This is a genomic window from Nocardiopsis coralli, assembly GCF_014892575.1.
GTDB classification, from domain to species: Bacteria; Actinomycetota; Actinomycetes; order Streptosporangiales; family Streptosporangiaceae; genus Nocardiopsis; species Nocardiopsis coralli.
This window is the reverse complement of record NZ_JADBGI010000024.1, coordinates 51285-66163: the sequence shown is the minus strand read 5'-3', so window position 1 is coordinate 66163 and position 14879 is coordinate 51285. Positions and strand designations below refer to the sequence as shown.

General features: G+C 71.4%; 7 protein-coding genes and 1 pseudogene. 2 read left to right on the top strand and 6 right to left on the bottom strand.

Annotated features, from left to right (window positions below; all coding sequences use genetic code 11):
* Positions 1 to 127: 127 nt before the first annotated feature.
* Together IDM40_RS22440 and IDM40_RS22435 are read right to left on the bottom strand one after the other, a co-directional pair.
* Positions 128 to 3142, bottom strand: coding sequence for a TRAP transporter permease (locus tag IDM40_RS22440; RefSeq protein ID WP_193124028.1), 3015 nt, complete (start codon positions 3140 to 3142; stop codon positions 128 to 130).
* A gap of 244 nt (positions 3143 to 3386) precedes the next feature.
* Positions 3387 to 4421 carry a TAXI family TRAP transporter solute-binding subunit gene (locus IDM40_RS22435; protein ID WP_193124027.1) on the bottom strand — a complete coding sequence of 345 codons (1035 nt, stop codon included), beginning with the start codon at positions 4419 to 4421 and terminating at the stop codon, positions 3387 to 3389.
* 306 nt (positions 4422 to 4727) lie between these two features.
* On the opposite strand from IDM40_RS22435, the gene IDM40_RS22430 reads away from it, so the two are divergent.
* Positions 4728 to 6887, top strand: coding sequence for a prolyl oligopeptidase family serine peptidase (locus IDM40_RS22430; protein ID WP_193124026.1), 2160 nt, complete (start codon positions 4728 to 4730; stop codon positions 6885 to 6887).
* Positions 6888 to 6905: 18 nt separating this feature from the next.
* On the opposite strand, the gene IDM40_RS22425 is transcribed toward IDM40_RS22430, so the two are convergent.
* The 4 genes and pseudogenes from IDM40_RS22425 to IDM40_RS22415 all read right to left on the bottom strand — a co-directional run bounded on the left by IDM40_RS22425 (position 6906) and on the right by IDM40_RS22415 (position 10269).
* Positions 6906 to 7478 carry a regulatory protein RecX gene (locus IDM40_RS22425; RefSeq protein ID WP_193124025.1) on the bottom strand — a complete coding sequence of 191 codons (573 nt, stop codon included), beginning with the start codon at positions 7476 to 7478 and terminating at the stop codon, positions 6906 to 6908.
* Entirely contained in the window at positions 7471 to 9705 is a 2235-nt protein-coding gene (recA, locus tag IDM40_RS22420) for a recombinase RecA (protein WP_407940038.1), read from the bottom strand. The genes IDM40_RS22425 and recA overlap by 8 nt, the downstream gene beginning before the upstream one ends.
* Positions 9679 to 9930 (bottom strand): annotated as a pseudogene (locus IDM40_RS28975) (recombinase RecA); the annotation flags it as partial. The gene recA and the pseudogene IDM40_RS28975, both read right to left, overlap by 27 nt.
* A 144-nt stretch (positions 9931 to 10074) precedes the next feature.
* Positions 10075 to 10269, bottom strand: a complete 195-nt coding sequence (locus IDM40_RS22415) for a DUF3046 domain-containing protein (RefSeq protein WP_193124023.1) — start codon at positions 10267 to 10269, stop codon at positions 10075 to 10077.
* A 77-nt stretch (positions 10270 to 10346) separates the two neighbouring features.
* On the opposite strand from IDM40_RS22415, the gene IDM40_RS22410 reads away from it, so the two are divergent.
* Positions 10347 to 14870 carry an ATP-dependent helicase gene (locus tag IDM40_RS22410; protein ID WP_193124022.1) on the top strand — a complete coding sequence of 1508 codons (4524 nt, stop codon included), beginning with the start codon at positions 10347 to 10349 and terminating at the stop codon, positions 14868 to 14870.
* Positions 14871 to 14879 lie beyond the last annotated feature (9 nt).

Sequence of the window (14879 nt, the reverse complement as noted above, 5' to 3'; positions counted from 1 at the left end):
CTCTGGCTCACGCCCCCCAGGCTATCGGCTGTGTCGGCCCCTCGGTCCAGCCGCGGAACGCCGACGGCCCCGCGCACCGGAGCGGTGTCCGAACGCGGGGCCGTCGTGACGGGTGGGGCGGTGGCCCCTACGCCGTGATGCGGTTCTTGTTCTGCCCCATGGGCTTCATGCCCTCCGTGTTGACCACGAAGTCCGGCAGGTGCCGGGTCCGGTACAGCTCCAGGCCGTACAGGGCCCCGCCCAGCGCCAGACCGACGAGAGTGACCGGAATGCCCGGCGAGACCACCAGCAGACCCGCGACCAGAATGCCGGTGCGGTAGGGCCAGGGGAGGTTCCGTCTGATGAACCCGGTCATGCCCAGGGCCACGAAAACCGCACCGACGAAGCCGGAGACGACCGAGAAGACCCCCTCGGCGAGCGTGACGTCCTGCAGCAACAGGGCAGGGTTGAACACGAACATGAACGGCATGATGAACGCCGCACAGGCGATACGGACCGAGTACACACCAGTCTTGACGGCGTCGCCGCCGGAGATGCCCGAGGCCGCGTAGGCCGCCAGACAGACCGGTGGTGTGATGTCCGCCAACACACCGAAGTAGTAGACGAACATGTGCGCCATCAGGAGCATGGACACCTGCGGCACGTCGAACTCGCCCGCGAGCACCGCCACGATCGCCGGGGCCGCCAGCGTCGCGGTGATGACGTAGTTCGCGGTGGTCGGCAGGCCGATGCCCAGGACCAGGCAGGCCAGCATCGACATGACCAGGATCAGCGCCAGGTCCAGCCGCATGTCCGACACCAGCTGGGCACCGAAGCCGGCGTCCAGGTTCGCCCAGGCCAGCAGCGGGGTGGCCGCCAACCAGTCGAGCGCGACCGCGATCCCGGTCGAGATCGTGCCGGCCACGCCCAGCAGACCCGAGGAGAGCTTGAGCCCCAGGTCGGTGGTGGTGATGACACCGGCGATGATGCCCGCCGAGGCACAGGCGATGATGATCGGCACCGCAAGGCGGGCCGCACCGACCAGACCGTCCAGGATCGAGTTGAGGTCCAGACGGTCCGGGTCGTGGGCAGCCCACCTGCGGAACAGGCGCACGACGATCACGGCCACCAGCGCGATGAGCGCCGACGCGATGAGCGCCGTCACACCGCGGTCGACCCCGGTGATGAACGTCTGGGCCGCCCATACCAGAGCGGAGGCGGCCACACCGGCGACCACGAGCGGCAGCGCCAGGCGCGTGAGACGTCCGGCGATCTCACCGCCCGCTCGCAGGCGCGTGTTCCCGTCGATCCTGGTCCACGGGATGGTGATGACCTGAACGAACAGGTTGATGGCCACGACCGCGGCGACCGCGCCCATGGCGGAGAACATCGGCGAGTAGCCCATCGACAGCAGCGCGAAGATCGCGATGATCGGGATGAGCAGGTAGCCGCGCGTCAGCATCACCTGGCGCACGCTCGGCAGCATCTCCTTGGGCAGGCCGCCGATACCGAAGCGCTTGGAGTCGTAGTGCACGACCACGTACTGGGCGACGAAGAACATCATCGCCGGGATCGCCGCGGCCACGAGGATCTCACCGTAACTGGCCCCGGTGAACTCGATCATGATGAAGGCGCCCGCACCCATGATGGGCGGCAGGATCTGACCACCGGTGGAGGAGGAGGCCTCGACCGCACCCGCGTACTCGCGGTTGTAGCCGGACTTCTTCATCATCGGGATCGTGAACGCGCCGTTGGAGACGGTGCCCGCCACCGAGCTGCCGGTGATGGTGCCGGTGAAGGCGCTGGTGACGATGCCGACCTTCGAGGTGCCGCCGATCGCCGAACCGGTCGCGCCCAGCGCCAGGTCGGTGAAGAACTTCTCCATGCCCGTGCGCTGCAGCATCGCGGCGAAGATCATGAACAGGAAGATGAAGGTCGCCGAGATCCCCAGCGGGGTCCCGAACACGCCCTCGGTACCGACCCAGAGGTTGGTGACGATCTGGTCCACGCTCGAACCGCGGTGGCGCAGGAACCCGGGCATGTACTGCCCGAAGTAGGAGAAGACCAGCATCGCCGAGGCCAGCACGACCAGCGCCTGCCCGAGCACGCGCGAGGCCGCCACCAGGACGAGCAGGATCCCGACCGTGCCGATCGTGACGTAGGTCGGGTTCACGACGCCGACCGTGCTCTGGATCTCCTGGTAGTTGAAGAACATGTACATGCCGGCGAGGACGCCCAGTCCGGCGAGCAGAATGTCGGCGAACGGCAGGCCCATGACCGCCACGGGCACGTAGCGGGCCGCCTGCACCAGGGCCAGAACGAGCAGAGCCGGGCCGATGACGTGCCAACCGGCCACGCCGGAGAAGGCCATGTACAGCAGGATCGCGAAACCGACGGTGGTCATGCCCCAGCGGGTCACGACCGGCCAGAGCCAGGCGGGCACAGCGCCGGGGTAGCGCAGCAGCACCACGGCCAGCAGCAGGCTCAGGACGACCAGCACCAGGCCGAGGATCGGCAGGAAGAAGAACCCGCCGTTGGCGTCACTGGTCACCAGGTCCAGGGACATCAGCGCGGCCAGAACCAACAGGGTCACACCGGCGCTCTTCTGCGCCTTGGAGGGGGCCCCTCGGGCACCCTGCTGCCACTTGAAGATCCACCACCAGGTCCCGGCGACCGCCGCGACCGCGAGCACGCCGAACACCGCCTGCGGCAGGTACAGGTACAGGCCCATGTTGTCGCCGCTGACCACACCGACCACGAGATAGGCCAGCAGCATGAAGCTGACCGTCATCATCGCGCCGTAGAGGCCGCTCTTGGGGCCGGAGGCGCGCGGTTTGGTCGGGTAGAGCAGGAACACCAGGCCGAGGCCCAGACCCAGGTGCAGGGAGCGCTGCTGCAGCGGGGGCAGCGTCTGCGTCATGGCCGTCCACAAGTGGAACACGGCCAGGAGCACCGCACCGAAGAACACCGCCCAGCGCCACACGGCCCGCAGGTCCTGGCGGCTGCCCATACCGGCGTCGTCGACCGCGAGGTCCTGCTTCTCGAGACCGGAGATGTCCTCCTCGATACTCTTCAGCGTCGAGTCGTCGAGCGCACCCTCAGTGGTGTTCGCTCCCGCACCGGAACGGTCGGGCCCGTCCGGCGGTCGGGAATCCGTTGTCATCGCCCCATCCTTCACTCGGCGGGGATCGCCCGCCACTCACCACGGGAGAGAGGCCGCGCGGGCCCCTCTCGGATCCAGACAAACATTCCCACCCCAGGCCCGCGGTCACACCGGGCCGAAGGGTGCGGTGCGCCCCGGAACTCCTCACAGCTCAGGGCCGCCCGTTGGCGACGGGCGGCCCTGATGGGATGGGGGTCCCTCGTTCCAGGGCAGACGTGCGCACGGCACGTCCGAGGGCGGGTGGCTACAGAACGCCCTCGTCCTCGTAGAACTGCTGGGCACCGGGGTGCAGCTCCATCGGTCCCTGGGCGTCCAGGGCCGTGTCCAGCTGCACCTGGTCACCGACGGCGTGGCCGAGCTCGTCGGCGTGCTCGTACATCACGCGGGTCAGCTCGTAGGCGGTCTCGTCGTCGAGCGAACCGGTGCTGTACAGCGAGGCCCACTGGGTCAGGGTGGTGACGTCCTCGTCCTGACCGCTGTAGGTGCCGCCCTCGACGTCCATGAGGTCGTAGCTCTCGTCGACCTCCTGGAGCTCCTCGGCCTCCTCGCCCTCGATCGGCAGGAGACGGACGTCGTTGTTGGCGGAGATCTCCTCGATGCCGGCGGCCGGGACCGAGAGGATGCCGAACGCCGCGTCGACCTGCTCGTCGCCGAGCGCGGTGGCCGCGTCGCCGAAGTCGCTGTCGAAGGTGTTGATGTCCTCGTCGGCGTCGATGCCGTAGACATCGAGGATGTCCCGCGCGGCGACCTCGGTGCCGCTGCCGGCCGGGCCGATCTCGACGTTGGCGCCGTCCAGGTCCCCGATCGACTCGATGTCGGAGTCGGCGAGCACGACGACCTGCATGACCTCGGGGTAGATGTTGCCGAGGAAGAAGACGTCGTCGGGGTCCTCGAGCGGCTGGTCCTCGAAGGGACCCACGCTCTCCTTGGCCTGCATCGCCACGCCGTTGACCGACATGATGAGCTCGACCTGGTCGATCTGGCCCTCTTCCTCGTCCTCGGTCTCGCCCTCCAGAGCGCGGAGGTTCTGCACCGAAGCACCGGTCGGGAACGTGTCGACCTGGACACCCTCGATGTGCTCACCCCACAGCTGGGCGATCTCGCCGCCGAGCGGGTAGTAGGTGCCGCCCGTGGAGCCCGTCGCGAGCCGGAGGAACTGGGTGTCGTCGGCTTCGTTCCCCGGACCGTCCGCCTCTTCGGGGGGCGTGCAGGCGGACAGGGCGAGCGCACCCGCCGCGGCGACGGCCACGGAGGCGCGGATCCTGCGTCCCTTGCTCATCGCTGGCATCCTCTCTAGCAGTGAGGTGACAACGGCCGGCGGCGAGCGACCCGGGTCGCAGGCCCTGCATGACCGGCGGTCACCAACGTGACATCCGCGAAAGCATAGACCGCAGCCCGTGCCCTGGCTGTGTCACAGGCGTCACGAATCGGGAACGATACCCGACGTGTGCGTACGAGAACCATCGTGTCACCTGCATGGAGGCCGTTTCCACTCACAGGAGGCCAACAATGCACACAGGTGTCCGCGGCTGGCTATGGTCGACATGTCACCTGAAACGAACCCACGACCGATCCTGAGCGGGACATGTCTGAACTACCCCACCCCCACGGCTCCTGGCCGTCACCCATCAGCGCCGGTGACGTCGCACGGGGGATCCGCCGGATGGCGTTCCCCAGCGTCGCGGGCGACGAGGTCTGGTGGGAGGAGGACCGCCCCGAGGAGGGCGGCCGCACCACCCTGATGCACAGGGACGGCACCGGCACCGTCACCGACCTCTTGCCCGCGCCCTGGAGCGTGGGCACACGCGTGCACGAGTACGGAGGGCGCTCCCACCTGCCTGTCCCCCGCCGCGACGACAAGGCCCTCGTCCGGATGGGCGTGGCCTTCGCGAGCGGCCACGACCAGCGCCTGTACCTGCTCGACCGCGGGTCCCGGACGCCCGTCCCGCTCACACCCGAGCCCGAGGTGGAGCGGGGCCTGCGTTACGCCGATCCCGCGCTGAGCGCCGACGGCAAGAGCCTCGTGTGCGTGTGTGAGGAACACCCTGTCGGCGGCGGTGCGCCCCGCCGGTCGATCGTGACCGTGCCGCTGTCCGGGCGCGGCAGCAGTGAGCCCACCTCGATCGTCGAGCTCACGTCGGGTTCGGACTTCTACGCCTCCCCGACCCCGTCGCCGGACGGCACGCACCTGGCGTACGTGCGCTGGAACCACCCGCGTATGCCCTGGGACGGCACCGAACTGCGGGTGGGAACCCTCACCGGCGGCACCCTGAGCGACGAGTACACGATCAAGGGCGGGGTGGACGAGTCGGTCGTCTCGCCCGCGTGGGTGGACGCCGGAACCCTGTACGTGGCCTCCGACTGGCCCGGGTTCTGGAACCTGTACCAGGCGGGGCTGACCGGGCAGCCGATCGCGCTGTACCCGGCCGAGGAGGAGTTCCACGCGCCGCCGGCCCGGCTGGGGCACCGCTCCTTCCAGGTGCTGGACTCCGGGCGTGTGGTGGCGCTGCACGGCGAGGGCGACCTGACCCCGAGCGTGTACGACCCCGACACCCTGGACCTGGAACCGGTGCGCACCGAGCTGACCACCTGGTCGCAGCTGCACTCGGACGGGCGCACGGCGGTGGCGGTGGCCTCCTCCCCCACCACGCCCCCGTGCCTGGTGCGCATCGACCCGGAGGCCTCGACCGTGGAGGTGCTGCACCGTTCCATGCAGGACCCGCCGGAGCAGGGCCTGCTGTCGTTGCCCCGGGAGCAGACCATGACCGGCCGCTACGGCGCCCCGGTGCACGTGCGGATCCACCCGCCGACCAACCCGGACGTGGACTCCGACGGCCCGGCGCCGTTCGTGGTGTGGGCGCACGGCGGCCCGGTCTCGCACTCCACGTCCGAGTTCGACCTGGTCAAGGCCTACTTCACGAGCCGCGGCATCGGTGTGGCCGACGTGAACTACGGCGGTTCGACGGGCTACGGGCGGTCCTACCGCAAGCGCCTGCACAAGCAGTGGGGCGTCGTCGACGTGGAGGACTGCGCGGCCGTGGCCCGGGCGCTGGTGGACGGCGGCGAGGCCGACCCGGAGCGCCTCGCGGTGCGGGGTCCGAGCGCGGGCGGGTTCACGGCCCTGCTGGCGCTGGCCGGCGACACGTTCGCGTGCGGGGTGTCCCTGTTCGGGGTGACGGATCTGCTGGGCTTCGCCGAGGGCACGCACGACTTCGAGTCGCGGTTCCTGGACACGCTGGTGGGTCCGCTGCCCGGGTTCGAGGAGAGCCACCGGGAGCGTTCGCCCGTGAACCGGGTCGGAGACATCGACGTCCCGGTGCTGCTGTTGCAGGGCCTGGAGGACAAGGTCGTCACCCCGGACCAGGCCACCGCGATGGCGCGCGGCCTGGGCGAGCGGGGCGTGGAGCACGCGCTGCTGGAGTTCGAGGGCGAGGGGCACGGGTTCGCCGGTGCCGAGGCCCGCACACGTGCTCTGGAGGCGGAGCTGGGCTTCTACGCCGCGGTGTTCGGTTTCGAGGCGGACGTTCCGGCGCTGGAGCTGACCACCTCGCCGCCGGAGACCCCGGCTGGTGCGGGGACGGGCGCAACGGAGCCGGCTTCCGACGGGACCGGCGCCGACGCGCCCGCTGCGGACGGGAGCCCCGGGACCACACAGGCACCGGCCGACCGGGAGGCTACCGCCGAGCCCGCGGAACCGGACTCCGCGGGTTCCCCGCAGCCGGGGAGCGACCCGACCCGCACCTGATCCGGCGGAGCCCCTGGGTCACAGGTCGGGGTCGTGGAGTTCGACGTCCACGCCCTCGGCCTCGAGCTCCTCCCGCACCACGCGGTAGGACAGCCCGGCCGAGTAACCGCGGCGGGCCAGGACGCTGAGCGCCCGCCGCACGCGGGTCTGCTCCTCCTTGCCGCGGGAGCCCCGGAGGCTGCGGCGCGCCAGGTCGCGGGCGGCCTCCTCCTCGTCCTCGTCGGAGAGCTCGTCCACGGCCTCGCGGACGGTCTCCTCCTCGATCCCGCGGGTACGCAGTTCACGCGCCAGGGCTTTGCGGGACAACCGCCGCCCGTGGTGGCGCGAGGACACCCAGGCCTCGGCGAAGAGCCGGTCGTCGATGAGACCGGCCTCGCTGAAGGTGCCCAGGACCGAGGCCACGACCTCCTCCTCGAACCCGCGGCGCAGGAGGGCGCGTTCGAGCTGGGCGCGGGTGCGCGGGCTGTGGGTGAGCATGCGCAGACACAGGCCCCGGGCCTTGGCCTCGGGGTCCTCGCCGGGCGGACCGTGCTGCCCGCCCGGCGGATCCGGTTCGGGGGCCTCCTGAGGGACGCCGCCCGGGTCACTCATCGGTCGAAGGCGCCTTGGTGGTCTTCGTGGTGCGCTTGGCCGTGCTCTTGGCCGGGGCGGCCTTGGTCTCCGACCCGCCCTCGGCGGCCTGCGGGGCCTCGCCGGTGGCGCTGTCGTCGCCCTGCATGGGCACGCCCATCTTCTCCTTGATCTTCTTCTCGACCTCGTTGGCGACGTCCTCGTTCTCGCGCAGGAAGTTGCGGGCGTTCTCCTTGCCCTGCCCGAGCTGGGTGCCGTCGTAGGTGAACCAGGCACCGGACTTGCGCACGATGCCGTGCTCCACACCCAGGTCGATGAGGCTGCCCTGGCGGGAGATGCCCACCCCGTAGAGGATGTCGAACTCGGCCTGCTTGAAGGGCGGGGCGACCTTGTTCTTGACGACCTTGACGCGGGTGCGGTTGCCGACCGCGTCGGTGCCGTCCTTGAGCGTCTCGATGCGGCGCACGTCCAGGCGCACGGAGGAGTAGAACTTCAGCGCCCGGCCACCGGTGGTGGTCTCGGGACTCCCGAACATGACGCCGACCTTCTCGCGCAGCTGGTTGATGAAGACGGCGGTGGTGCCGGTGGAGCTGAGCGCACCGGCGATCTTGCGCAGCGCCTGCGACATGAGGCGGGCCTGCAGACCCACGTGGCTGTCGCCCATCTCGCCCTCGATCTCGGCGCGGGGCACCAGGGCGGCCACGGAGTCGATGACGATGATGGAGATCGCGCCGGAGCGGATCAGCATGTCGACGATCTCGAGCGCCTGCTCACCGGTGTCGGGCTGGGAGAGCAGCAGGTCGTCGGTGTTGACGCCGATCTTGGCGGCGTAGGTGGGGTCGAGGGCGTGCTCGGCGTCGACGAACGCGGCGATACCGCCCTGCTTCTGGGCACTGGCGACCGCGTGCAGGGCGACGGTGGTGTTGTGCGAGAGCACACCGTTGGCCACGAAGCTGTGGGTCTCCGGGAGCACAAGATCGAACGTGGGCTGCTTGCCCGCGTCCTCGATCGCGGTGATCGCTTCGTAGGTGTACGGCAAGGTCAGGAGTTCACGCAGGTGGGCCAGGATGGCCTCGGCGGAGGCCGAAGGCTTCTGTTCCCGGCTGTCCGCCCACTCGATGATCTCCACCAGTCGGTTGCGGCTGCAGGGCAGAACACCGTCCTTGCTGAAGAGGTCGCCCGCGATGCGGTCGAAGTCCCGGTCACCGCCGAAGCTGTCACGCAGGCTGCGGATCAATCCGCCCAGGTTCGGGATGTTCTCGCACTGCGGGCTCCGGGAGGAGAGTCGGAAGTTCGCCTCCACCTGGGCTGCACGGCGCTGGGAGCGGAACCCGATCTCGCTGAGGAAGCGGTGGGCCAGCGAAGGGTTGACCGAGACGGTCCAGTAGTCGCGCTCGTACTCGGGGTTGTACTTGGTGTAGAGCGACGCGGGGATGCCCAGGCCGTAGAGCAGGTGCTGCACGTCGCGTGCCAGCTGCTCTGAAGCGCTGGCCAGGCCGACGGTGGAACTGGTGTCGATCCACCCGTCACCCTCGAAGAGCGCGGAGAGGAAAGCGCGCTGGATCTTGTCCCCGCCGGTGCGGATCACGGCGGGGATGCTCTTGCCGGCCGAGCCCACGAGGTCGAGGCCGTAGCGCTCGGCGACGTGCTCGCGCAGCTTCTTCCCGGGCAGCACGTATTCGGTGCAGTTGTTGCCCTGGTAGGTCTTGACCTCGGTGTCGAAGAGCCAGGTGGCGATCGAGGTGAACTCGCGGCCGACCTCGTCGTCACCGTTGGTGAAGCGCATGGACGTCTCGGACCCGAGGGTGCCTTCGGCCACGAGGTATCCGAGGAAGACCGCCTCGTCCTCGCTGAGTCCGGAGCCGAGGGCGGCCTCGTTGGCACCGAACCTCGCGGAGACGAGCGTGTCGCCCTCGTTCAGCTCACCGGCCTTGCGCCAGACGATGAAACCCGCGTCGTTGACCACGCGCAGTGGGTGGTTGTGGGTGACGCTGAGCCGGCGCCCGGAGGCAGTGGTCAGGCGCAGGACGGGCTTCCGGTTGTTGTGGGTCAGAGCGGCGACGGTCTCCAGCTCCCCGCGCTCGTTGACCACCCGGATGCCCTGCTCCCGGATCTCGGTGACCCGGCTCGTGCAGGTGGCGCTCTGCCCGGCGCGCTCGAAGAGTTCGGCGATGGTCTCCATGCCCCGGTCGGTCCACACGTGGGTGTCGGCGGTGAGGCACTTACCGCTGGATTCGGGGCCGTACACCTCCACGACCCGGCCCTTGGGGATACCACCGATACCGAGCGCGGCGTCGAGCGCGATGGCCCCGGTGGGGATCGACTCGATCGGCGGGCGGTCGTCGTCGCCCAGGCGCATGACGGAGCCCTTGCCGAACTGCCGCTCGATCTGCGCGAGCGCTGTGTCGAGAGCCTTGTCTCGGTCTCCAGATGCCACGGGATTCCCCTGTTGGGTCGATGCCTTTTTCTTCATGATGGGCCTGACGCTACGCGCTCGGTACGACAAAACTCGACGCTCGGCGTCCGCCTGTGGACAACCCACACTACCCGAACCCCTGTTCGATTACCGTGCGAACTCCATGTGGTTCGGGGAAGGCGGCACCACGGGCCGTCCCGCTCAGCGGGCCGAGGCCGGAAGGTCGAACGCGTCACACACCGCCCTCCAGACCTCCTTGGCCGAGACGCCGTCGGCCAGGGCCTGCTCCACCGTGCGCGAGCCGAGCTGTTCGATGACGTAGTCCTTGGCGAGGCTCTCGGCGTAGGCCTCGCCGAACTGTGTGTGCATGTTGTTCCAGAAGAGCGTGAGTCGCATCGGCCCCAGTATCGGTGATCGGCGCGTCCGCCCCGGCCCTGCTGACGAATGTCGGGGGCGCGGGTCACACTGGCCCGATGAGCAGCGACCCTCTGGAACGGTTCGGGCCGGCCACCCGCACCTGGTTCGAGTACGCCTTCCCCGACGGGGCCACGCCCGCGCAGCACCAGGCGTGGGACGCCATCTCCCGGGGTGAGGACACCCTGGTCGTGGCGCCCACGGGTTCGGGCAAGACGCTGTCGGCCTTCCTGTGGTCGCTGGACCGGCTGGTGGCCGAGCCGGTGCCCGAGGACCGCGCGCGCCGGTGCCGGGTGCTGTACGTGTCCCCGCTCAAGGCCCTGGCCGTGGACATCGAACGCAACCTGCGTGCCCCGCTGGCGGGCATCCTGACCGAGGCGCAGGCCTCCGGTCAGGAGGTCTCCCCCGTCACCGTGGGGGTGCGCACCGGGGACACCCCGGCCCAGGAACGCCGCCGGATGTCCACGCACCCGCCGGACGTGCTCATCACGACCCCGGAGTCGCTGTTCCTCGTGCTGACCTCGCGGGCCCGGGAAGGGCTGGCGGGCGTCGAGACCGTCATCGTCGACGAGGTGCACGCCCTGGCCGGCACCAAACGGGGCGCGCACCTGGCGCTGAGCCTGGAGCGGTTGGGTGCGCTGACCGAGCACCCGCCCCAGCGCATCGGGCTGTCGGCGACGGTGCGCCCGCGCGAGGTCGTGGCCCGCTTCCTGGGCGGGGCGCAGGTGGTGGCTCCCCCGGACCGCCCGTCGATGGACCTGCGGGTGGAGGCGCCCGTCCCGGACCTGGAGGAGCCCGGCGAGGCGCCCGACCCCGCCGCCGGCCGTGACGCGCGCTCGGGCGAGCAGGGTATGAGCCGGGGTTCGGTGTGGCCGCACCTGGAGCGTCGGGTGCTCGACCTGGTGCTCGAACACCGGTCCACGATCGTGTTCACCAACGGGCGGCGCACGGCCGAGCGCCTGTGTGCGCGCCTGAACGACCTGCACGCGGATCGCCTCGGGGTGGAGCTGCCGGACGAGGAGATGACGGCGCTGGTCATCGGGCAGGCGGGCCAGAGCCGGGGCGCGGAGGCGGTCGTGGCGCGCGCCCACCACGGGTCGATGTCCAAGGCCGAGCGGGAGATCATCGAGGACGACCTCAAGGCCGGGCGCCTGCCCTGTGTGGTGGCCACGTCGAGCCTGGAGCTGGGTGTGGACATGGGCGCGGTCGACCTGGTGGTCCAGGTGTCGTCGCCCCCGTCGGTGGCGAGCGGCCTGCAGCGCGTGGGGCGGGCCGGGCACCAGGTCGGCGAGACCTCGCGCGGGGTGTTCCTGCCGCAGTTCCGGGGCGACCTGCTCGCGACGACGGTGGTGACCGGGCGTATGCGCGAGGGGGCGATCGAGGAACTGTCGATGCCCTCCAACCCGCTCGACGTGCTCGCGCAACAGATCGTGGCGATGGTCGCGATGGACGAGTGGACGGTGGCCGGGCTGGCGGAGACCGTGCGGGGCGCGGCTCCCTTCGCGGAGATCACCGACGGGGTTCTGGAGTCGGTGCTGGACATGGTGTCGGGCCGTTACCCCTCCGACGAGTTCGCGGAGCTGCGGCCGCGGGTGGTGTGGGACCGCGACGCCGACGTGCTGCGGTCGCGGCCGGGTGCGCAGCGGCTGGCGGTGATCAGCGGCGGGACCATCCCCGACCGCGGTCTGTACGGTGTGCACCTGTCCGGTTCGGGCAGCGGCCGCGCGCCCACGCGGGTGGGTGAGCTGGACGAGGAGATGGTCTACGAGTCGCGGGTGGGCGACGTCTTCGTGCTGGGGTCGACGTCGTGGCGCATCGACGCGATCACCGCCGACCGGGTCATGGTCTCCCCCGCGCCGGGGCGCCCGGGTCGGATGCCGTTCTGGAAGGCCGACTCGCAGGGGCGCCCGGCGGAGCTGGGGCGTGCGGTGGGCGCGACGGTGCGCGAGCTGGCCGCGGCCGAACCCGACGAGGCGCGGGGGTGGGCCGAGGGGTCGGGGTTGGACACCTGGGCCGCAGACAACCTGCTGGGTTACCTGTCGGAGCAGCGCGAGGCGACCGGGGAGGTGCCCGACGACCGCACGGTGGTGGTCGAGCACTTCCGCGACCAGGTGGGCGACTGGCGGGTGGTGGTGCACTCGCCGTTGGGGGCTCGCGTGCACGCGCCGTGGGCGCTGGCGCTGGGGTCCCGGTTGCGGGAGCGGTTCGGGGTGGACGCGCAGGCGGTGCACGGCGACGACGGGATCGTGCTGCGCCTGCCCGACGTCGAGCACGATCCGGGCGCGCTCTCGCGGGAGCTGGCGGACCTGGTGTCGTTGGACCCGGACGCGGTGACCGACCTGGTGACGCAGGAGCTGACCGGGTCGGCGCTGTTCGCGGCCAGGTTCCGGGAGTGCGCGGCCCGGGCGCTGCTGCTGCCGCGCCAGCGTCCCGACCGGCGGATGCCGTTGTGGCAGCAGCGGTTGCGCTCGCAGCACCTGTTGTCGGTGGCTGGGCAGTACGGGTCGTTCCCGATCGTGTTGGAGACGGTGCGCGAGTGCCTGCGGGACGTGTTCGACGTTCCGGCGCTGGTGGAGGTCCTCCGGTCGATCCGGGAGCGGCGCACACGCGTGGTGGAGGTGCGTACCGATCACCCGTCGCCGTTCGCACGCTCGCTGTTGATGGACTACACGGCGGCGTTCCTGTACGAGGGCGACGCCCCAGCGGCGGAGTCGCGGGCGCAGGCTTTGACGCTGGACACGTCGCTGCTGCGGGACCTGTTGGGCGAGGCCGACCTGCGGGAGCTGCTGGACCCGCGGGTGGTGGAGGAGGTCGAGGCGGGGCTGCAGCGGCTGGACGCCCCGGTTCCGGGTTCGGAGGCCCTGGCCGACCTGTTGCGCGAGGTGGGGCCGCTGAGCACGGAGGAGGCGGTCGAGCGCGGGGCCGACCCGGGGTGGTTGGCGGGGTTGGCCGAGCAGGGACGGGTGTTCCGGGTGCGGGTCGGCGGTGAGGAGCGCTGGGCCGCGGTCGAGGACGCCGCCCGGTTGCGGGACGGGGCCGGTGCGGTGTTGCCGGAGGGGATCCCGGCGGCGTTCCTGGAACCGGTGGCCGACCCGCGCGGGGATCTGGTGTCGCGGTACGCGCGCACGCACGGGCCGTTCACGTCGGGTGAGGCGGCGCGGCGGTGGGGGCTGCCGGAGGACGTCGTGGAGGGTGTGCTGCGGTCGCTGGCGGCGGACGGGCGGGTGACCCGCGGCGGGTTCCGTCCGGGTGGCCGGGGCGAGGAGTGGTGCGGGACCGAGGTGCTGCGCCGTCTCCGCCGGGGGTCGATCGCCCGCTTGCGGGGTGAGGCCGAGCCGGTGGCGCCCGCGGTCCTGGCCCGGTTCGTGCCGCTGTGGCAGAACGCGGTTCCGGGCGAGCGGTTGCGGGGGCCGGACGCGGTGTTCTCGGCGGTGGAGGCGTTGCGCGGGGAGGCGGTGCTCGCCTCGGAGCTGGAGACCTCGGTGCTGCCGTCCCGGGTCGAGGGGTACACCCCGGCGTTGTTGGACGAGCTCACGCAGGCCGGCGAGGTGGTGTGGGCCGGGGCGGGCGAGCTGCCCGGGGGCGACGGGCGGGTGTATCTGGTCCCGGCCGACGAGGCACCGTTGCTGTTGCCGGACCCGGCACCGCTGCCGGAGGGGGACGACGTGGCCGCGGCGGTCCTGGAGGTGCTCTCGGGCGGGGGCGGGATGTTCTTCCGTGACGTCTCCGACCGGGTGGCGCGCGCGGTGGACACGACGGTCTCCGACGGGGATCTGGTGCGGGCGCTGTGGGAGCTGGTGTGGGCGGCCCGGGCCACCAACGACTCGATGGCCCCGCTGCGGGTGCGGTTGGGCTCGGGTTCCCCGGCGGCGCGGAGGCGGACCCCCTCGCGGGGCGGGCGCCGGTCGCGCCCGGTGATGCCGTCGCGGTCGGGCCCGCCCACGGCGGCGGGGCGGTGGTCGCTGCTGCCCGAACCGGAGCCCGACCCCACGCGGCGGGTGCTCGCGCGGGTGGAGGCCCGGCTGGACGCCTACGGCCTGCTGGCGCCGGGCGAGCGGGGCGGCGGCCTGGGCCGGGAGGAGTACCAGGTCCTGCGTTCGCTGGAGGAGTCCGGCCGGGTGCGGCGGGGTTACTTCGTCGAGGGCCTGGGCGGTGCGCAGTTCGCCTCACCGGGGGCGGTGGACCGGCTGCGCCCGCTCGCCGGCGAGGGCCCGGGCGGGCCGTCGGAGCCGGTGGTGCTGGCGGCGAGCGACCCGGCCAACCCGTACGGGCGCCTGTTGAAGTGGCCGTCCGCGGGCGAGTCGAGCCCGTCGGCGTCCGCGCGGGCGCTGGTGGTGCTGGACGGGGGCGAGCCGACGCTGTACCTGCGGTTGTCGTCGGGCACGGCGTCGACGTTCGGTGCCCCGCCCGCGCTGCTGGAGCGTGCGGCGCGGGCGCTGGTGGCGGCGGTGCGCGAGCGGGGTCCGGACTCGGTCACGGTGGACAAGGCCGACGGCGGCGAGGTGTTCGGGACGCCGTTGGACTCCGCCCTCGTCGCGGCCGGTTTCCACGTGAGCCCCAAGGGTCTGCGCCTGCGCCGCTGATCCCCGGCC